We start from the raw sequence: 18949 nt of genomic DNA on the forward strand, positions 1-18949 counted from the left end.
GGAGAAACGTTATGGACCGTATCATTCAATCACCGGGAAAATACATCCAGGGCGCGGATGTGCTTACCCGCCTCGGCGACTACCTGAAACCGCTGGCCACACGCTGGCTGGTCGTTGGTGATAAATTCGTTCTCGGCTTTGCCGAAGAGACACTGCGTCAAAGCTTCAAACATGCTGAACTGCACGTCGAAATTGCACCCTTTGGCGGCGAATGTTCCCAGAATGAAATCGACCGTCTGCGCAAGCTGGCGAAAAGCGCCGATTGCCAGGCTGTCCTCGGCATAGGCGGCGGCAAAACTCTGGATACCGCCAAAGCGCTCGCCCACTTTATGGATGTGCCCGTCGCCATCGCCCCAACCATTGCCTCTACGGATGCGCCGTGCAGCGCCCTTTCGGTTATCTACACCGACAGCGGCGAGTTTGATCGTTATCTGATGCTGCCGCACAACCCAAACATGGTAATCGTCGACACCAAAGTGGTGGCCGGAGCGCCTGCGCGTCTGCTGGCCGCCGGGATCGGCGATGCGCTGGCGACCTGGTTTGAAGCGCGCGCCTGTTCCCGCAGCGGCGCGACAACCATGGCGGGCGGGAAATGCACCCAGGCCGCGCTGGCGCTGGCCGAGCTGTGCTACAACACGCTTCTCGAAGAGGGTGAAAAGGCGATGCTCGCCGCCGAGCAGCACGTGGTAACACCCGCGCTGGAACGCGTGATTGAAGCCAACACCTACCTGAGCGGCGTGGGCTTTGAGAGCGGCGGGTTAGCCGCGGCGCATGCGATTCACAACGGCCTGACCGCCATCCCGGATGCACACCACTATTATCACGGTGAAAAAGTTGCGTTCGGTACGCTCACCCAGCTGGTGCTGGAAAACGCTCCGCTGGAGGAGATCGAAACGGTGGCCGCGCTGTGCCACAGCGTGGGCTTGCCGATTACCCTGGCGCAGCTGGATATCAAAGAGGATATTCCGGGGAAAATGCGTCTGGTGGCAGAGGCATCCTGTGCGGAAGGCGAGACGATTCACAACATGCCGGGCGGTGTGATACCGGATCAGGTGTACGCGGCATTATTGGTCGCCGACCAGTATGGGCAGCGTTTTTTGCATGAGTGGGAATAAAAGCGATCCATGGGTTTTGTAGGCCGGGTAAGGCGCAGCCGCCACCCGGCAATAAAAAAATCCCCGCCTCGGCGGGGATTTTCATGAGCTCAGAATCACTGCACGTCGAAACGGTCCAGGTTCATCACTTTCACCCAGGCGGCAACGAAGTCCTTCACGAACTTCTCACCGGCATCCTGGCTGGCATAAACTTCCGCAAGTGCGCGCAGAACCGCGTTAGAACCGAACACCAGATCGGCACGCGTTGCGGTGTATTTCACCTCTCCGCTCGCACGATCGCTGCCAGCAAACAGTTCGTTTGAACCATCGGTGGCTTTCCATTGGGTGTTCATATCCAGCAGATTGACGAAGAAGTCATTGCTGAGCACGCCCACGCGGTCGGTGAAGACGCCGTTCTGGCTGCCGTCAAAGTTGGCACCCAGCACGCGCATCCCGCCCACCAGCGCGGTCATTTCTGGCGCGGTGAGCGTCAGCTGCTGTGCTTTGTCGATCAGCAGAGATTCTGTTGTCGCGGCATCCTGCTGGGAACGGTAGTTACGGAACCCATCGGCAACCGGCTTGAGCAGATCGAACATCTCGATATCCGTCTGATCCTGACGCGCATCCACACGGCCCGGCGTGAACGGTACGTTGACGTAAACACCCGCCGCTTTCGCCGCCTGCTCAACGCCCACGACCCCGGCCAGCACGATAATGTCGGCGAGTGAGGCTTTGTGCGCCGATTTATAAATCGCTTCCAGCGTTGGCAGCGCTCGCGCCGCCGCCGCATTCACATCCCAGTCGCGCTGCGGAGCCAGGGCCAGACGCGCACCGTTCGCACCACCGCGCTTATCGCCGCCACGGAAGGTGGACGCCGACGCCCAGGCAACCGACACCAGTTCGCTGACCGTTAGCCCGGAAGCGGCAATATCCGCTTTCAGACTTTCAATATCCGCCGCCGTTGGCTGGAAGAACGCCTGTGGCAGTGGGTCCTGCCAGATCAGATCTTCTTTCGGTACTTCTGGTCCGATGTACCGTGCTTTTGGTCCCATATCCCGGTGCGTCAGTTTGAACCACGCGCGGGCAAAGGCTTCGTTGAACGCCTGCGGATCGTTGAGGAAACGACGAGAAATCTTCTCGAATTCCGGATCCATGCGCAGGGTCAGGTCGGTGACCAGCATGGTTGGTTTGCGTTTTTTCGACGGGTCGAACGGATCAGGAATCATCTCTGGCGCATCGACAGCTTCAAACTGAATCGCGCCTGCCGGGCTGCGCGTCTGTACCCATTCGAATTTGAACAGGTTCTCGAAGAAGTAGTTGCTCCACTGAGTTGGCGTTTGCGTCCAGACCACTTCCAGACCAGAGGTGATGGCGTCTGCGCCCACACCGCTACCGTGGGTGCTCGCCCAGCCCAAACCTTGTGATTCAATCGGAGCCGCTTCAGGGTCAACGCCGACGTGCGTCGCTTCTGCGGCGCCGTGGGTTTTACCCAGCGTGTGGCCGCCTGCGATCAGCGCCACGGTCTCTTCGTCGTTCATACCCATGTTGCCGAAGGTGGCGCGAATAGCCGCCGCCGCAGACAGCGGTTCACCGCTGGCATTTGGCCCTTCCGGGTTGACGTAAATCAGCCCCATTTCGGTGGCCGAGAGCGGGCGTTTCGCCAGCGCTTCAGGATCGCGATGCGCCAGCCAGGCTTTCTCGTCGCCCCAGTTCACATCCAGATCCGGTTCCCAGACGTCTTCACGCCCGGCACCAAAACCAAAGGTACGGAAGCCGGAGTTTTCCAGCGCCACGTTGCCCGCGAGGATAAACAGGTCGGCCCAGGAGATTTTCTGGCCGTATTTCTGCTTAATTGGCCATAACAGACGGCGCGCCTTATCGAGGCTGACGTTGTCCGGCCAGGAGTTCAAAGGAGCAAAACGCTGTTGACCGCGCCCTGCGCCGCCGCGACCGTCGACAGCACGGTAAGTGCCTGCGCCATGCCACGCCATACGAATAAACAGACCCGCGTAGCTGCCCCAGTCGGCTGGCCACCAGGGTTGGGAATCGGTCAGAAGGGCTTTGAGATCGCCTTTCAGTGCGGAGTAATCGAGTTTGCTGAATTCTTTGCGGTAGTCGAAGTCTTCACCCAGCGGGTTCGAACGGTCGGAATGTTGATTCAAAAGATCGACGCGGAGTTGTTTTGGCCACCAGTCGCGAGTGCTTGTTCCAGCCCCCGCGCTTTGGTCAGGCCCGCCGTGATGAAAAGGGCACTGTCCGGTTGATAACGTGTTATGGGTATCTTCTGTGCTCATATCTCTATGCTCCCTCTACTGTATTTACCTTAAAGATATACACCTCTGCTTAGAAGGTATAGTTGAGATAACGCACGGATTCGATAGTTATTTCCGTTTAATACACCCTGGAAATTATAAGTTCATTGTCAGGCGAGGCGGGAGCGTTGATATGGCAGGAAAAGCGGGAAAGTCTAAAAACAAAAAACCCTCCGGAGAGGGTTTTTAAATCACAGGCCAGGGCGGACGCCGAGGGTGTGACAGATGGCATAACTCATTTCGGCGCGGTTCAGGGTGTAGAAGTGGAAGTCTTTCACCCCTTCGCGGCTCAGGATTTTCACCATGTCCATCGCGATATTCGCCCCCACCAGCTTGCGGGTTTCGGCGTCATCATCCAGCCCTTCGTACATTTTCGACATCCACAGCGGGATGCGCACGTTGGTCATGTCGGCAAATTTCTTCGCCTGCTTGAAGTTCGACACCGGCAGGATGCCCGGAATAATTTCCACATCGATGCCCGCGGTGATGCAGCGGTCACGGAAACGCAGATAGCTTTCGACGTCGAAGAAGAACTGGGTGATCGCGCGGTTTGCACCGGCATCCACTTTGCGTTTCAGGTTGAGCAGATCCGCCTGCGCGCTTTTCGCTTCCGGATGCACTTCCGGATACGCCGCCACGGAGATATCAAAATCGCCGACCTCTTTCAGGAGCGCCACCAGATCGGTCGCGTACATGTCCGGCTTGCCGCTGCCCGGCGGCAGGTCGCCGCGCAGGGCCACGATATGGCGAATGCCGTTGTTCCAGTAATCCTGAGCGATAGTGCGCAGTTCGTCGCGGGTCGCGTCGATACAGGTCAGGTGCGGTGCCGCTTCAAGACCAGTGCGATCCTTGATGCCTTTAATAATGCTGTGCGTACGGTCGCGCTCACCGGAGTTCGCGCCGTAGGTCACCGAGACAAACTTCGGCTTCAGGCTGCTCAGGCGATCGATAGAGCTCCACAGGGTTTGCTCCATTTCACTGGTGCGCGGCGGAAAGAATTCAAAAGAGACGTTAATCTGGCCCTGCACTTCAGCCAGGCTCTGATTCAGGGCTTCCCGCTGGTTGGCGTGAAAAAAGCTCATACCTTACCTCATCAATCGCGTGTCATTGTTGTTGTGTTGTGAACTGCTATACGTTTAGACGTCTAGATGTAAAAATGACGGAAAAGCGGGATGCCGTCAACAGAAATCATTGGCAAACACGGTGAGGAATGTTCAGGGAAGATGAAGAAGGTTCATGATGGTGGGTGGGTGAGTGCGGCCTGAGCCCTCTCCCACAGGGAGAGGGAGAATATCGGCGTTGATTCTTGTAGGCCCGGTAAGCGAAGCGCCACCGGGCACAGACAAAACCTACAGCAGCTGCGCCAGACGATTAATATCCGACTGAATCGCCCCGGCGGTGACGTCGCGTCCCGCGCCTGGGCCGCGAATCACCAGTGGATTATCACGATACCAGCGGCTTTCGATGGCGAAGACGTTATCGCACGGCAGCAGTGCCGCCAGCGGATGCTCAGGACGAACCGCCTCCACGCCAACGCGCGCTTTGCCGTTGGCGTCAAAACGGGCCACGTAGCGCAGGACCAGCCCCATTTCGCGCGCGGCTTCCAGGCGTGAGACCATCTGTTCGTTCAGCTCGTCGCCGTTCTCGAAGAAGTGATCGACAGATCCCTCTTCGCAGCCCGACGGCACCAGCGATTCCACCCGCACCTGGCCCGGCTCGATGTCGTAACCCGCTTCACGCGCCAGGATCACCAGCTTGCGCATCACGTCTTTCCCGGCGAGATCCACGCGCGGGTCGGGCTCGGTCAGCCCCTGCTGCCAGGCTTGATCCACCAGGTCCGTAAACGGAACCGTACCGTCGAACTGCAGGAACAGCCAGGAGAGCGTGCCGGAGAAAATTCCGCTGATAGCCAGAATGCTGTCGCCGCTGTCAATCAGGTCGCGCACGGTGTGGTTAACAGGCAAACCGGCGCCCACGGTGGCGTTATACAGCCAGTGACGACCGGTTTTTTCAAACGCGTCGTGGATCTGGCGGTATTTATCGGTGCTGCTTGCGCCTGCCAGTTTATTGGCGCTGATGACGTGAAAACCGTGGCTGGCGAAATCGAGGTACTGATCGGCCAGCTGCTCGCTGGCGGTGACATCCAGCACCACCAGATCGTCGTACGGGTGCGCACGCATCCACAGGAACAGGGACTCTTCGTCCTGCTCGACCGCTTCATCGTTGAAGAAGGCCAGCGCACGGCTGGCGTCGAGACCCTCGTAGTTCAGCAGACTGCGGCGGCTATCCACCACGCCAGCCAGCACAAATTCGAATCCGGTGCGCGCAGAGAGCGTGGTTTGCTCGCGGGCAAACAGCTCCAGCCAGCGGGAACCGATGTTGCCCTTCCCGAACAGCACCAGACCGATGCGTTTTTCGGCTCGGAACAGGGTGGTGTGCAGCCCCTGAATCAGGCTCTCGGTTGGGCCTTTACGCAGTACGGCCACCAGGCTGATGCCCTCTTCCGACTGCCAGGTGAACTCCACCGGCTGGCCTTTCAGCTGTTGCCAGAAACGGTGGCAGTGCAGCGGATTACGGGTGACACCCGCGCCGACCATCGCGACCAGCGCCAGCCCCTGACGCAGGCGAAGTTCGCCCGGCAGACCCGCTTCATCAAGAATTTTCAGCGCGCTGTCCGCCACTTCTGCGGTGTAGCAGAACTGCAGCAGCTGGCGGTCATTGTGTACGCCAACGGCCAGCGGACGCACCTGAGCGCGCTTGAGGATCAGGTCGATATCTTTGTGCGCCAGTTTGAAATCTTGTCCGGCAGGCACCTGGAATTCGATCAGGCAAATATCATCGTGGCTGGTGACGATACGCGCGCCTGTGCCTGAGGCCAGCACGCGTTCGATGCGGGTCGAGCCCTTATCCGGCGTGTAGCTGCAGCGCAGTTGCAGGTCGATATCGCTGCCGGAAACCGGCTGTAAGGTACGCGCGTGAAGCACCGGCGCGGCCAGACGGGCCAGCTCGCTGGCTTCGTCGAGACGCAGGAGCGGCAGCAGACAGGCATCTTTCACTTTGCGCGGGTCGGCGCTGTAAACCCCCGCCACGTCGCTCCAGATGGTGACGCGTGATGCGCCTGCCAGGGCACCGATTTGCGTTGCCGAGTAGTCCGAACCGTTACGGCCCAGTAGCACGGTTTCGCCCGCATTACTGCGGCTGATAAAGCCCGTCACGACGATGCGTTTGCCCGGATGCTGCACTAACAGCTGTTGCAGAAGCGGATAAGAGAGGCCTTCGTCGACCTGCGGCTGTGCCGCACGTTCCGCGCGCAGGAAATCACGCGCGTCGAGCCACGCCGCTTCCAGCCCTTGCTGTTCGAGGACCGCAGCCATCAGGCGCGCAGACCAGACTTCGCCGTGGCCTACTACCTCAGCGTAAACCGCATCGGTAATGCCGCTGTCCAGCAGTCCGGCCAGACGCTCAAGGTCGTGCACAAAAGCGCTGATAAGAGCATCTGCCGCGTCCGCTGGCAGGAGACCCGAAATCAAATCGCTCTGATAGCGGCGTAATGTTTGTTGAACCTGATGCGCAGAAAGGCGATCGGTCTGGCTTAATTTCAGCCAGCTAATCAACTGGTTGGTAGTGCTGCCTGCCGCCGAGACAACCATCATGTCGCCCGGCATCGAATACTCCGCCATGATCCCTGCGACACGCAGGTAACATTTCACATCAGCAAGACTACTACCACCAAACTTGTGCAGCTGACGACCCTTCGCCCCTGCCTGCGCTATCACACTCATGATTACCCCTTGGCTGCGACCCGGAAGGCATTTTCCAGATCGGCAATTAAATCTTCACAGTCTTCAATACCGGTTGAGATGCGTAACAGCGTCTCGGAAATTCCGGCGGCGGCACGCGCCTCTGGCGCCATGCCTGCGTGCGTCATGGTCGCGGCGTGGGAGATCAAGCTCTCGACTCCCCCTAAGGATTCCGCCAGCGTAAACAGTGACAACCCGCTCAGGAAGCGACGCAGCGTTTGCTCATCGCCATCCAGTTCAAAACTTAACATCGCGCCAAAACCTTTCTGCTGGCGCGCGGCAATCTCGTGGCCCTGGTTTTCCGGCAGCGACGGGTGATACAGCTTTTTCACCAGCGGCTGGTTCTTCAGGAACTCGACAATCGCCTGGGCATTGCGCTGCGCCACTTCCATGCGCGGCGACAGCGTACGCAGACCGCGCAGCAGCAGATAGCTGTCGAACGCTGCCGCAGTGACACCAATGTTATTGGCCCACCATGCCAGTTCGGTGACAACATCAGGATCTTTGGCAATCACCACCCCGGCGACCACGTCAGAGTGGCCGTTCAGATATTTAGTGCATGAATGCAATACCAGATCCGCACCCAGAGAAAGTGGGTTCTGTAGCGCCGGACTGAGGAACGTATTATCCACTACACTTATCGCTCCCGCATCCCTTGCGAGCTGACAAATTTTCGCAATATCGACGACGCGCAATAATGGATTGCTTGGACTTTCCACCAGGACCAGCTTTGGCTTTTCGGCCAGCGCCGATTTTAGTGCCTGCTCATCGTTCTGATCGACGAATAAAACGCGATAACAGCCGCGTTTCTCCAGGCTGTCGAACAGACGGTAGCTGCCACCGTAGCAGTCGTGCGGGGCCACCAGCAGATCGCCAGGTTTCAGGAACACGGTGGTCACCAGGTGAATGGCCGACATGCCGGTATTGGTCAGGACTGCGCCTGCACCGCCTTCCAGCTCCGCCAGCGCGCGTTGGGTCACGTCACGCGTAGGGTTACCACGACGCGAGTAGTCATGCGCACGGGGTTCATTAAATCCGGTGAAATTGTAAGTACTGGAAAGATGAATCGGCGGGACAACGCAGCCGTACTGCTCGTCATCATTCAATCCGCTACGCACTGCGATAGTGGCCTGTTTACGCGTCATGGTGAAGGCTTCCTGGCTAATGAGTTGAAAAGTCAGGCACCAGAGTAAACACTGAAACTATAGACGTCAATACATCTGGACATCTAAACTTCTTTGCGTATAGATTGAGCAATGCGAGAATAGCCGTTAAAATTACATGCTTTAGTGCACGCCGCAGTGGCAATATCCGTGTCACGGTATCGTCCTTACGGTAAACTACGCGAGATTACGGTTGAAAGCCTTATCGAATGTAAGGTTTTAGCCTTTATTAATGACAAAGAGGATTAAAGGTCTCATGGCTGAATGGAGCGGCGAATATATCAGCCCATACGCTGAGCACGGTAAGAAGAGTGAGCAAGTAAAGAAAATTACGGTTTCCATTCCTCTGAAGGTGTTGAAGATCCTCACCGATGAACGCACGCGTCGTCAGGTGAACAACCTGCGTCATGCGACCAACAGCGAACTGCTGTGCGAAGCATTTTTGCATGCGTTTACTGGTCAGCCGTTGCCGAACGATGAAGACCTGCGCAAAGAGCGTAGCGATGAAATCCCGGAAGCGGCGAAAGTGATCATGCGTGAACTGGGTATCGACCCGGATACGTGGGAATACTGAATTGCAGATACAAAAAAAGCGCCTTTCGGCGCTTTTTTTTCGGGTAGCTTATTTAGCGCCCGGGATGCTGAAACGCTTGTTGAAGCGGTCAACACGGCCACCGGTTGCAACGTCACGCTGCTTACCAGTGTAGAACGGGTGGCACTGACCACACACGTCCAGGTTCAGATCGTGACCCACTGTAGAGCGGATTTTGATCGCGTTACCGCAAGAGCAGTTTGCAGTAATAAAATCGTATTTCGGGTGAATATCTTTTTTCATGGGGAGAACCTCAGTTAAGGCCGCGTCGCTCTTCCAGCCCTAACGCCAGACACCACGCGATGTTGAATGTATGTTCTTTGAAGCAAAATGCACCAAAGGCGGCGAATCATACAGAATATGACCAGCGGTTGCAAACTGATCCGCACACCTCCAGCATCTAATGTGTATACTAACGCGCCACTTTTCAAGTCAGGAAGATTCGATGCCCGTCGCTCACGTTGCCCTGCCCGTTCCGCTTCCCCGCACCTTTGACTACCTGCTGCCCGACAGCATGAGCGCCAAGGCGGGCTGTCGCGTGAGCGTGCCGTTTGGTAAGCAACAGCGCGTCGGGATCGTGGTGTCCGTGAGCGACAAAAGCGAGCTGCCGCTCAATGAACTCAAAGCGGTGGTGGAAGTGCTGGACGACGAGCCCGTTTACTCGTCCAGCGTCTGGCGACTGCTGCTGTGGGCCGCGGATTACTATCATCATCCAATTGGCGACGTGCTGTTCCACGCCCTGCCGATTCTGCTGCGTCAGGGCAAAAGCGCCAGCCACGCGCCGATGTGGTACTGGTTTGCCACCGAGCAGGGTCAGGCGGTGGATATCAACAGCCTGAAGCGCTCCCCTAAACAGCAGCAGGCGCTCTCCGCGCTGCGTCAGGGACGGATCTGGCGGCATCAGGTGACAGAGCTGGATTTTAACGACGCGGCGCTGCAAGGGTTAAGAAAGAAAGGTCTGTGCGAGCTCGCCAGCGAATCCCCGGCGCTGCTGGACTGGCGCGACGGGTTTTCCGTGTCGGGCGACAGGCTGCGTCTCAACACCGAACAGGCCACCGCCGTCGGGGCAATTCACAGCGCGTCGGATCGTTTCTCCGCGTGGTTATTAGCGGGCGTCACCGGTTCCGGTAAAACGGAAGTCTATCTGAGCGTTCTCGAAAACGTCCTCGCCCAGGGCAAACAGGCGCTGGTGATGGTCCCGGAAATCGGCCTGACGCCGCAAACCATCGCCCGTTTTCGCGAGCGCTTTAACGCTCCGGTGGAAGTGCTGCACTCCGGTTTAAATGATACCGAACGCCTCAGCGCCTGGCTGAAAGCCAAAAACGGCGAGGCGGCGATTGTGATTGGTACTCGCTCGTCACTCTTTACACCCTTTAAAAATCTCGGCGTCATCGTGATCGACGAAGAGCACGACAGCTCCTATAAACAGCAGGAAGGCTGGCGCTATCACGCCCGCGATCTGGCGGTGTATCGCGCCCACAGCGAACAGATTCCGATCATTCTTGGCTCGGCAACGCCCGCGCTGGAAACGCTGCACAACGTGCGCCAGCGGAAATATCACATGCTGCGCCTGACGCGCCGCGCGGGGAATGCCCGCCCGGCCACGCAGCACGTACTGGATCTGAAAGGTCAGCCGGTGCAGGCGGGCCTCGCGCCCGCACTCATCAGCCGTATGCGCCAGCATTTGCAGGCCGATAATCAGGTGATCCTGTTTCTGAACCGCCGCGGATTCGCCCCGACGCTCTTGTGCCACGACTGCGGCTGGATCGCCGAGTGTCCGCGCTGCGACCACTATTACACTCTGCATCAGGCGCAGCATCACCTGCGCTGTCACCACTGCGACAGTCAGCGCCCGGTGCCGCGCCAGTGCCCGTCGTGCGGCTCTACACACATGGTGCCGGTGGGTCTGGGTACCGAACAGCTCGAACAGGCCCTCGCGCCGTTTTTCCCCGGCGTGCCGCTGTCGCGTATCGATCGCGATACCACCAGCCGCAAAGGGGCGCTTGAGCAACAGCTGGCCGAAGTGCATCGCGGTGGCGCGCGGATCCTGATTGGCACCCAGATGCTGGCGAAAGGCCACCACTTCCCGGACGTGACGCTGGTCGCCCTGCTGGACGTTGACGGCGCGCTGTTCTCCGCCGATTTCCGTTCCGCCGAGCGCTTTGCCCAGCTTTATACCCAGGTCGCAGGTCGCGCCGGACGCGCCGGAAAACAGGGCGAAGTGGTGCTGCAAACCCATCACCCTGAACATCCGCTGCTGCAAACCTTGCTGCATAAAGGCTACGACGCCTTTGCCGATCAGGCGCTCGCCGAGCGTCAGACGCTGCAACTGCCGCCGTGGACCAGCCACGTGATTATCCGCGCGGAAGATCATAACAATCAGCAGGCGCCGCTTTTCTTACAGCAGCTGCGCAATCTGCTGCAGGCCAGCCCGCTGGTCGATAATCAGCTGTGGATTTTAGGCCCGGTCCCGGCGCTGGCCCCTAAACGCGGCGGCCGCTATCGCTGGCAGATTCTGCTCCAGCACCCGTCGCGCGTGCGTTTGCAGCACGTTATCAGCGGCACGCTGGCGCTGATCAACACCCTGCCCGAAGCGCGCAAAGTGAAGTGGGTTCTCGACGTCGATCCCATCGAAGGTTAAAGAACGGTGCGAGAGCGATCGAAAAGTTGAACGCATCTCACACTTTTTATGAAAATTCTGTAACCGCTTCCACAAACTATCTGTAAAAATGGATGAGTCAGAAGTTCTGTGGTCCTGCGAGGAGAAGACGTTGAAGTCCAGGAAAGAGGTTGCTTCGGCGACCATGAAAGACGTTGCCCAGAAAGCCAAAGTATCCACGGCAACGGTGTCCCGCGCATTAATGAACCCGGATAAAGTCTCTCAGGCGACGCGCAATCGCGTCGAGCAGGCGGCGCTGGAAGTCGGCTATTTGCCGCAGGCCATGGGGCGTAATGTTAAGCGTAACGAATCGCGTACCATTCTGGTTATCGTGCCGGACATTTGCGATCCCTTCTTCAGCGAAATTATCCGCGGCATTGAAGTCACCGCCGCGGAGCAAGGCTATCTGGTGCTGATTGGCGACTGCGCCCACCAGAATCAGCAAGAAAAAACCTTTATTGACCTGATTATCACCAAGCAGATCGACGGCATGCTGCTGCTCGGCTCGCGCCTGCCGTTTGACGCCAGCATCGAAGAGCAGCGCAATCTGCCGCCGATGGTGATGGCGAACGAGTTCGCACCAGAGCTGGAACTGCCGACCGTCCACATCGATAACCTGACCGCCGCCTTCAACGCCGTGAACTATCTTCAGGAGCTGGGGCACAAGCGCATCGGCTGTATCGCCGGGCCGGAAGAGATGCCGCTGTGTCACTACCGGTTGCAGGGCTACGTTCAGGCGCTGCGCCGCGCGGGCGTGACGGTCGATCCGCATTATATTGCCCGGGGCGATTTCACCCTCGAAGCGGGTGGACTGGCGCTGGAAAAATTACTCGCGCAGCCTGAACCGCCGACCGCTGTGTTCTGTCACAGCGATGTGATGGCGCTGGGCGCGTTGTCCTATGCCAAACGTCGCGGTCTGCGGGTGCCACAAGACTTGTCGATCATCGGCTTCGATAACATTTCGCTCTCCGAGTTTTGCGACCCGCCGCTCTCGACGGTCGCCCAGCCGCGCTACGATATCGGCCGCGAAGCGATGCTGTTGCTGCTCGATCAGCTGCACGGCCAGGCGGTCAGCAGCGGCTCGCGTTTGCTCGATTGCGAACTGATCATTCGCGGCTCCACACAGGCGCTTACTTAAAGTAAACGCCTTTCAGACTCCCGTATCTGGTCAAAGGCCCGCCGCTTAAGTAACATGGCGGGCTGACGAACGAATAAATACAGCGAAACGATAGTGGCACAACGAGATTATGTACGTCGCGGCCAGCCGGCACCTTCGCGACGCAAAAAGAGCACCTCACGGAGCAAGCAGCGTAGTCTGCCTTCTGTCTCGCCAGCAATGGTCGCGATTGCTGCCGCCGTTCTGGTGGCCTTCATCGGTGGTCTGTACTTTATTACTCACCACAAGAAAGAAGATGCTGAAGCCCTTCAGGGCAGCAAAGTGGTGGGAAATGGTTTGCCGCCGAAACCTGAAGAGCGCTGGCGCTACATCAAAGAGCTGGAAAGCCGCCAGCCGGGCGTGCGTGCGCCCACCGAGCCTTCTGCCGGTGGTGAGGTGAAAAACGCCGATCAGCTCACCAACGAACAACGCCAGTTGCTGGCCCAGATGCAGGCCGATATGCGCCAGCAGCCGACGCAGCTGAACGAAGTGCCGTGGAACGAACAGACGCCGCAGCAGCGCCAGCAAACCTTGCAACGTCAGCGTCAGGTTCAGCAACAGGTGCAGCAGCAACAGCAGTGGACGCAAACGCAGCCAGTGCAGCAGCCTCGTACTCAGCCTCGCGTGACGGAACAGCCGTATCAGCAGCCGCAGCAGCAAACGCGCACGGCGCAGACCCAGCCGGTTCAACAGCCGCCGAAAGCACAAACGCAAAAACCTGCGACGTCGACTCAGCCGTATCAGGATCTGCTGCAAACGCCTGCCCATACCGCCGCGCAGCAGCCGAAAGCACAGCCTCAGCAGAGCGCCCCGGTGACTCAGACTACCGAAGCACCGAAGCAAACGGCAGAGAAAAAAGACGAGCGCCGCTGGATGGTGCAGTGCGGTTCGTTTAAAGGCGCAGAGCAGGCCGAAACCGTCCGCGCCCAGCTCGCGTTCGAAGGATTTGATTCACGCATTACCACCAACAATGGCTGGAATCGCGTGGTGATTGGCCCGGTGAAAGGCAAAGATAACGCGGATGGCACCATCAGCCGTCTGAAGGTCGCTGGCCACACAAACTGCATTCGACTCGCCTCTGGGGGTTGAAACCCCCAAAATCCCCCCCATCTATCATTCTATTCAGCCCCGAGCTCAGGCTCGGGGTATCTGTTCCCAATTTGTAACCAGGGGGTCTGCTCGTGACAACAATTGTAAGTGTACGCCGTAACGGCCATGTGGTAATCGCCGGCGACGGCCAGGCCACGCTGGGTAATACCGTCATGAAAGGCAACGTGAAGAAAGTTCGCCGTCTGTATAACGACAAAGTGATCGCCGGTTTTGCAGGCGGCACCGCAGACGCCTTCACGCTGTTTGAACTGTTTGAACGTAAGCTGGAAATGCATCAGGGCCATCTGGTCAAAGCCGCCGTTGAGCTGGCGAAAGACTGGCGTACCGACCGCATGCTGCGCAAACTAGAAGCGCTGCTGGCCGTCGCCGATGAAAACGCCTCCCTGATCATCACCGGGAACGGCGACGTCGTTCAGCCTGAAAACGATCTGATTGCTATCGGCTCCGGCGGTCCTTACGCCCAGGCCGCAGCGCGCGCTCTGCTGGAAAATACCGATTTGAGCGCCCGCGAAATTGCCGAGAAGGCGTTGGGTATTGCAGGTGATATCTGCATCTACACCAACCACTTCCATACCATCGAAGAATTGAACTCTAAAGCGTAAGGATCTCCCATGTCTGAAATGACCCCACGCGAAATTGTCAGCGAGCTGAACAAGCACATCATTGGCCAGGATAACGCCAAACGCTCCGTTGCCATTGCCCTGCGTAACCGCTGGCGCCGCATGCAGCTCGACGAAGAGCTGCGCCATGAAGTGACGCCAAAAAACATTCTGATGATCGGCCCGACCGGTGTCGGTAAAACCGAAATCGCCCGTCGTCTGGCGAAACTCGCCAACGCGCCGTTCATCAAAGTCGAAGCGACTAAGTTCACCGAAGTGGGCTATGTTGGTAAAGAAGTGGACTCCATCATCCGCGATCTGACCGACTCGGCGATCAAAATGGTCCGCGTTCAGGCGATTGAGAAAAACCGCTATCGTGCCGAAGAGATGGCGGAAGAGCGTATTCTCGATGCCCTGATCCCACCGGCGAAAAATAACTGGGGCCAGTCAGAGCAACCGGCTGAGCCATCCGCGGCGCGCCAGTCTTTCCGCAAGAAACTGCGTGAAGGTCAGCTTGACGACAAAGAGATTGAGATCGATCTCGCGGCGGCACCGATGGGCGTCGAAATCATGTCCCCTCCGGGCATGGAAGAGATGACCAGCCAACTGCAGTCCATGTTCCAGAACCTGGGCGGCCAGAAGCAAAAACCGCGTAAGCTGAAAATCAAAGACGCGATGAAGCTGCTGATTGAAGAAGAAGCGGCGAAACTGGTGAACCCGGAAGAGCTGAAGCAGGACGCGATCGACGCGGTTGAGCAGCACGGCATCGTGTTTATCGACGAAATCGACAAGATCTGTAAACGCGGCGAATCCAACGGCCCGGACGTGTCTCGCGAAGGCGTTCAGCGCGACCTGCTGCCGCTGGTCGAGGGCTGCACCGTGTCGACCAAGCACGGCATGGTCAAAACTGACCACATCCTGTTTATCGCGTCCGGCGCATTCCAGGTGGCGAAGCCTTCCGATTTAATCCCGGAACTGCAGGGTCGTCTGCCGATTCGCGTTGAACTCCAGGCGCTGACCACCGAAGATTTCGAGCGCATCCTGACCGAGCCAAATGCCTCCATCACCGTGCAGTACAAAGCGCTGATGGCGACCGAAGGCGTGAACATCGAGTTCACCGAAGACGGTATCAAACGTATCGCTCAGGCCGCATGGCAGGTGAACGAAACCACCGAGAACATCGGTGCGCGTCGTCTGCACACGGTGCTGGAGCGTCTGGTGGAAGATATCTCTTACGAAGCCAGCGATCTGACCGGTCAGAGCATTACCATTGATGCAGATTATGTGAGTAAACATCTGGATGCGTTAGTGGCAGATGAAGATCTAAGCCGTTTTATCCTATAATCGCGCTTAATGTAATTTCATCATCATTGATGGGGGCTACTGCCCCCATTTTTATTGGCTAAATACTATGACTGATATCAGCCGTACTCAGGCGTGGCTTGAAAGCCTGCGTCCTAAGACCTTACCCCTGGCGTTTGCCGCCATCGTTGTGGGCACCGCTCTGGCCTGGTGGCAAGGGCATTTCGATCCCCTGGTGGCAGTCCTGGCGCTGATCACCGCCGGTTTGCTGCAAATCCTCTCGAACCTCGCCAACGACTATGGCGACGCGGTGAAAGGTAGCGACAAACCTGACCGCATCGGGCCGCTGCGCGGGATGCAGAAAGGGGTGATTACCCAGGCGCAGATGAAGCGCGCGCTGATTATCACCGTGGTGCTGATCTGCCTGTCAGGGCTGTCGCTGGTGTCGGTCGCCTGTAAAACCACCGCGGATTTTATTGGCTTTATGGTGCTGGGGCTGCTGGCGATTATCGCGGCGATTACCTACACCGTCGGCACACGCCCGTACGGTTACATTGGCCTGGGTGATATCTCCGTGCTGGTGTTCTTCGGCTGGCTGAGCGTGATGGGAAGCTGGTATCTGCAGGCTCACACGCTGATCCCGGCGCTGTTCCTCCCGGCAACTGCCTGCGGTTTACTCGCGGCGGCGGTGTTGAACATCAACAACCTGCGCGATATCGACAGCGATCGTCTGAACGGCAAAAACACCCTGGCGGTACGCTTAGGCCCGGTGAATGCACGTCGCTATCACACCGGTCTGCTGATGGGCGCGCTGGTCTGCCTGGCGCTGTTTAACCTGATTTCCCTGCACAGCATCTGGGGCTGGTTGTTCGTCCTGGCCGCACCGCTGCTAGTCAAACAGGCGCGCTTCGTGATGCGCGAGAAAAGCCCCGCTGCGATGCCGCCGATGCTCGAACGCACGGTAAAAGGGGCGCTGCTGACTAACCTGTTATTTGTTATCGGAATTGTGCTGAGTCAGACGGTCGGTTAACTGACAAATATCAATTAACAATTGATGATTTTGCAAACAATGCGATTCGCGCGATATACTGAACACATTCGCAGCAACCAGACAGTAAACCTATGAAATACGATACTTCCGAGCTTTGTGACATCTACCAGGAAGATGTCAACGTCGTGGAACCGCTGTTCTCCAACTTTGGTGGACGGTCGTCGTTTGGCGGACAGATCATCACGGTAAAATGTTTCGAGGATAACGGGTTGCTGTATGAACTTCTCGAACAGAACGGCCGGGGTCGCATTCTGCTGGTCGATGGCGGGGGTTCAATGCGTCGCGCGTTAATCGACGCCGATCTTGCCCGTCTTGCCGTGCAAAACGAGTGGGAAGGCCTGGTGGTGTACGGTTCTGTGCGCCAGGTGGACGATCTGGAAGAGCTGGATATTGGCATCCAGGCCATCGCGGCCATTCCAGTGGGCGCGGCGGGTGACGGCATCGGCGAAAGCGACGTGCGCGTCAACTTCGGCGGCGTGACCTTCTTCTCCGGCGACCATCTCTACGCCGACAATACCGGTATTATCCTTTCCGAAGATCCGCTGGATATCGAGTAAAAAAAAAGCCGGGTGGCGCTTGCGCTTACCCGGCCTACTTTTCTGTATAAGCTACGGAATTAAACCTCTTCCATACGCCCCAGCAGCGCCTGCAGACGATCCTGCCAGCCGTTCTGCTGCTCACGCAGCTGGCTGTTTTCGCGCTCTAACTCTTCGCGGCCGTGCTGAGCAGACTGCACTTCCTGCGACAGCGAATTATTCTTTTCTTTCAGCTCTTCGATTTCCATCTGCAGCAGCGTGATGGTGTCAATCGCCTGCTGTACTTTCGATTCCAGTTTCTCAAACACTTCTAATGACATGGTCATACCTCTCCTGAATTGCAAGGCGACGCTTTAACGAAAACGCGCACGACATATAGTTGTCGATTGTATGGAGCGCCGTCGTCCCTGTCCAGCGGCACGCCGCGCAGATTGCGGTTTGCAACACTTTTCGGCCTGGTCCTGGTGCGTTCGCCGCATATACCCCTAAATTGTTAATACTTTAGTTAATGAAATTATTCAGCTCTCATTTTCAGAATGATGCAAAAATGCGCTTTATGGCGCGATAACGCTCATTTTATTGACGCAGCACACACATTTTGATTTCGATATTTCTCGTTTTTGCTCGTTAACGATAAATTAACACCATGTCTACAGGACATCGTGGCTGTCCGCTGTCGCTGCGCTAACAATAACATTCATCTTTCTTCAGGATTCCGATTATGAGTCAGACATCAACCTTAAAAGGCCAGTGCATCGCCGAGTTCCTTGGTACCGGGTTGTTGATTTTCTTCGGGGTAGGCTGTGTCGCAGCACTGAAAGTGGCGGGCGCCACCTTCGGTCAGTGGGAAATCAGCATTATCTGGGGTCTGGGCGTGGCGATGGCCATCTACCTGACCGCAGGGGTTTCCGGTGCACATCTCAACCCGGCGGTGACCATCGCGCTGTGGCTGTTCGCATGCTTCGACAAACGCAAAGTCGTACCCTACATCATTTCACAATTTGCCGGCGCCTTTTGCGCAGCGGCATTAGTTTACGGGCTTTATTACAATCTTTTCATCGACTTCGAACAGACGCATCATATGGTGCGCGGCAGCGTCGAAAGTCTTGATCTGGCCGGTATCTTCTCCACTTATCCGAACCCACATATCAATTTTGTGCAGGCGTTCGCGGTTGAGATGGTGATTACCGCTATTCTGATGGGCGTCATTATGGCGCTGGGCGATGACGGCAACGGCATTCCGCGTGGCCCGCTGGCACCGCTGCTGATCGGCCTGCTGATTGCGGTGATCGGCGCATCCATGGGGCCGCTGACCGGCTTTGCGATGAACCCGGCGCGTGACCTTGGACCGAAAACCTTCGCCTTCTTCGCAGGCTGGGGCGACGTGGCCTTCACCGGCGCGAAAGATATTCCTTACTTCCTGGTGCCGCTGTTCGGCCCGATTGTAGGGGCTGCGCTGGGTGCGTTCGGCTATCGTAAATTAATTGGTCGCCACTTACCGTGCGACACCTGTGTGGAAGAAGAGAAGGAAACGACCTCTGCCACACAACAAAATGCTTCGCTGTAATCTGACTA

At 57.5% G+C, this 18949-nt stretch carries 16 protein-coding genes; 10 read left to right on the forward strand and 6 right to left on the reverse strand.

The window, feature by feature from the left end:
- The first annotated feature begins 11 nt into the window (after positions 1 to 11).
- On the forward strand, positions 12 to 1115 hold the full coding sequence (gene gldA / locus U9O48_RS22285) for a bifunctional L-1,2-propanediol dehydrogenase/glycerol dehydrogenase (RefSeq protein WP_324723218.1): 1104 nt from the start codon (positions 12 to 14) through the stop codon (positions 1113 to 1115).
- Positions 1116 to 1210: 95 nt separating this feature from the next.
- Here the strand turns inward: gldA and katG are convergent, their stop codons facing one another.
- The 4 genes from katG to metB form a co-directional block, all read right to left on the reverse strand.
- Positions 1211 to 3388, reverse strand: coding sequence for a catalase/peroxidase HPI (gene katG / locus U9O48_RS22290; RefSeq protein ID WP_324723219.1), 2178 nt, complete (start codon positions 3386 to 3388; stop codon positions 1211 to 1213).
- Between the two features lie 209 nt (positions 3389 to 3597).
- Complete coding sequence (gene metF / locus U9O48_RS22295; protein WP_282492139.1) at positions 3598 to 4488, reverse strand: methylenetetrahydrofolate reductase; 891 nt, start codon at positions 4486 to 4488, stop codon at positions 3598 to 3600.
- A 267-nt stretch (positions 4489 to 4755) separates the two neighbouring features.
- A complete protein-coding gene (locus U9O48_RS22300; protein ID WP_285146531.1) occupies positions 4756 to 7188 on the reverse strand; it encodes a bifunctional aspartate kinase/homoserine dehydrogenase II in 2433 nt (810 codons plus the stop codon).
- 2 nt (positions 7189 to 7190) lie between these two features.
- Positions 7191 to 8351 (reverse strand): cystathionine gamma-synthase, encoded by a 1161-nt coding sequence (metB, locus tag U9O48_RS22305; protein WP_282492141.1) that lies wholly within the window; start codon positions 8349 to 8351, stop codon positions 7191 to 7193.
- Positions 8352 to 8625: 274 nt separating this feature from the next.
- Here metB and metJ point away from each other — a divergent pair, with 274 nt between their 5' ends.
- Positions 8626 to 8943: a met regulon transcriptional regulator MetJ gene (metJ, locus tag U9O48_RS22310; RefSeq protein WP_015960995.1), complete on the forward strand. Its 318-nt coding sequence runs from the start codon at positions 8626 to 8628 to the stop codon at positions 8941 to 8943.
- Between the two features lie 48 nt (positions 8944 to 8991).
- On the opposite strand, the gene rpmE is transcribed toward metJ, so the two are convergent.
- Positions 8992 to 9204: a 50S ribosomal protein L31 gene (gene rpmE, locus U9O48_RS22315; RefSeq protein ID WP_015960996.1), complete on the reverse strand. Its 213-nt coding sequence runs from the start codon at positions 9202 to 9204 to the stop codon at positions 8992 to 8994.
- A 202-nt stretch (positions 9205 to 9406) separates the two neighbouring features.
- Here rpmE and priA point away from each other — a divergent pair, with 202 nt between their 5' ends.
- The 7 genes from priA (at position 9407) to rraA (ending at position 17395) form a co-directional block, all read left to right on the forward strand.
- Positions 9407 to 11602 carry a primosomal protein N' gene (priA, locus tag U9O48_RS22320; RefSeq protein WP_285148572.1) on the forward strand — a complete coding sequence of 732 codons (2196 nt, stop codon included), beginning with the start codon at positions 9407 to 9409 and terminating at the stop codon, positions 11600 to 11602.
- Between the two features lie 130 nt (positions 11603 to 11732).
- On the forward strand, positions 11733 to 12758 hold the full coding sequence (cytR, locus tag U9O48_RS22325; RefSeq protein ID WP_282492143.1) for a DNA-binding transcriptional regulator CytR: 1026 nt from the start codon (positions 11733 to 11735) through the stop codon (positions 12756 to 12758).
- Between the two features lie 93 nt (positions 12759 to 12851).
- Positions 12852 to 13865, forward strand: coding sequence for a cell division protein FtsN (ftsN, locus tag U9O48_RS22330; protein ID WP_324723221.1), 1014 nt, complete (start codon positions 12852 to 12854; stop codon positions 13863 to 13865).
- A 92-nt stretch (positions 13866 to 13957) separates the two neighbouring features.
- On the forward strand, positions 13958 to 14488 hold the full coding sequence (gene hslV, locus U9O48_RS22335; protein WP_282492145.1) for an ATP-dependent protease subunit HslV: 531 nt from the start codon (positions 13958 to 13960) through the stop codon (positions 14486 to 14488).
- Positions 14489 to 14497: 9 nt separating this feature from the next.
- A complete protein-coding gene (gene hslU / locus U9O48_RS22340) occupies positions 14498 to 15829 on the forward strand; it encodes an HslU--HslV peptidase ATPase subunit (protein WP_282492146.1) in 1332 nt (443 codons plus the stop codon).
- Between the two features lie 67 nt (positions 15830 to 15896).
- Positions 15897 to 16817, forward strand: a complete 921-nt coding sequence (gene menA / locus U9O48_RS22345; RefSeq protein WP_285154625.1) for a 1,4-dihydroxy-2-naphthoate polyprenyltransferase — start codon at positions 15897 to 15899, stop codon at positions 16815 to 16817.
- A 92-nt stretch (positions 16818 to 16909) separates the two neighbouring features.
- Positions 16910 to 17395 (forward strand): ribonuclease E activity regulator RraA, encoded by a 486-nt coding sequence (rraA, locus tag U9O48_RS22350; RefSeq protein WP_095283960.1) that lies wholly within the window; start codon positions 16910 to 16912, stop codon positions 17393 to 17395.
- A 59-nt stretch (positions 17396 to 17454) separates the two neighbouring features.
- Here the strand turns inward: rraA and zapB are convergent, their stop codons facing one another.
- Entirely contained in the window at positions 17455 to 17700 is a 246-nt protein-coding gene (gene zapB, locus U9O48_RS22355; RefSeq protein ID WP_282492148.1) for a septal ring assembly protein ZapB, read from the reverse strand.
- 395 nt (positions 17701 to 18095) lie between these two features.
- On the opposite strand from zapB, the gene U9O48_RS22360 reads away from it, so the two are divergent.
- Positions 18096 to 18941, forward strand: coding sequence for an MIP/aquaporin family protein (locus U9O48_RS22360; RefSeq protein ID WP_282492149.1), 846 nt, complete (start codon positions 18096 to 18098; stop codon positions 18939 to 18941).
- Positions 18942 to 18949: the final 8 nt, after the last annotated feature.

The organism is Lelliottia sp. JS-SCA-14 (genome assembly GCF_035593345.1).
In the GTDB taxonomy this organism is placed as follows: Bacteria; Pseudomonadota; Gammaproteobacteria; order Enterobacterales; family Enterobacteriaceae; genus Enterobacter; species Enterobacter wanjuensis.

Coding starts and splice junctions, on each gene's coding strand:
- menA (WP_285154625.1), top strand. CDS start 15,897: ATGACTGATATCAGCCGTACTCAGGCGTGGCTTGAAAGCCTGCGTCCT.
- metF (WP_282492139.1), bottom strand. CDS start 4,488: ATGAGCTTTTTTCACGCCAACCAGCGGGAAGCCCTGAATCAGAGCCTG.
- rpmE (WP_015960996.1), bottom strand. CDS start 9,204: ATGAAAAAAGATATTCACCCGAAATACGATTTTATTACTGCAAACTGC.
- hslU (WP_282492146.1), top strand. CDS start 14,498: ATGTCTGAAATGACCCCACGCGAAATTGTCAGCGAGCTGAACAAGCAC.
- katG (WP_324723219.1), bottom strand. CDS start 3,388: ATGAGCACAGAAGATACCCATAACACGTTATCAACCGGACAGTGCCCT.
- metB (WP_282492141.1), bottom strand. CDS start 8,351: ATGACGCGTAAACAGGCCACTATCGCAGTGCGTAGCGGATTGAATGAT.
- gldA (WP_324723218.1), top strand. CDS start 12: ATGGACCGTATCATTCAATCACCGGGAAAATACATCCAGGGCGCGGAT.
- U9O48_RS22360 (WP_282492149.1), top strand. CDS start 18,096: ATGAGTCAGACATCAACCTTAAAAGGCCAGTGCATCGCCGAGTTCCTT.
- rraA (WP_095283960.1), top strand. CDS start 16,910: ATGAAATACGATACTTCCGAGCTTTGTGACATCTACCAGGAAGATGTC.
- metJ (WP_015960995.1), top strand. CDS start 8,626: ATGGCTGAATGGAGCGGCGAATATATCAGCCCATACGCTGAGCACGGT.
- zapB (WP_282492148.1), bottom strand. CDS start 17,700: ATGACCATGTCATTAGAAGTGTTTGAGAAACTGGAATCGAAAGTACAG.
- U9O48_RS22300 (WP_285146531.1), bottom strand. CDS start 7,188: ATGAGTGTGATAGCGCAGGCAGGGGCGAAGGGTCGTCAGCTGCACAAG.
- priA (WP_285148572.1), top strand. CDS start 9,407: ATGCCCGTCGCTCACGTTGCCCTGCCCGTTCCGCTTCCCCGCACCTTT.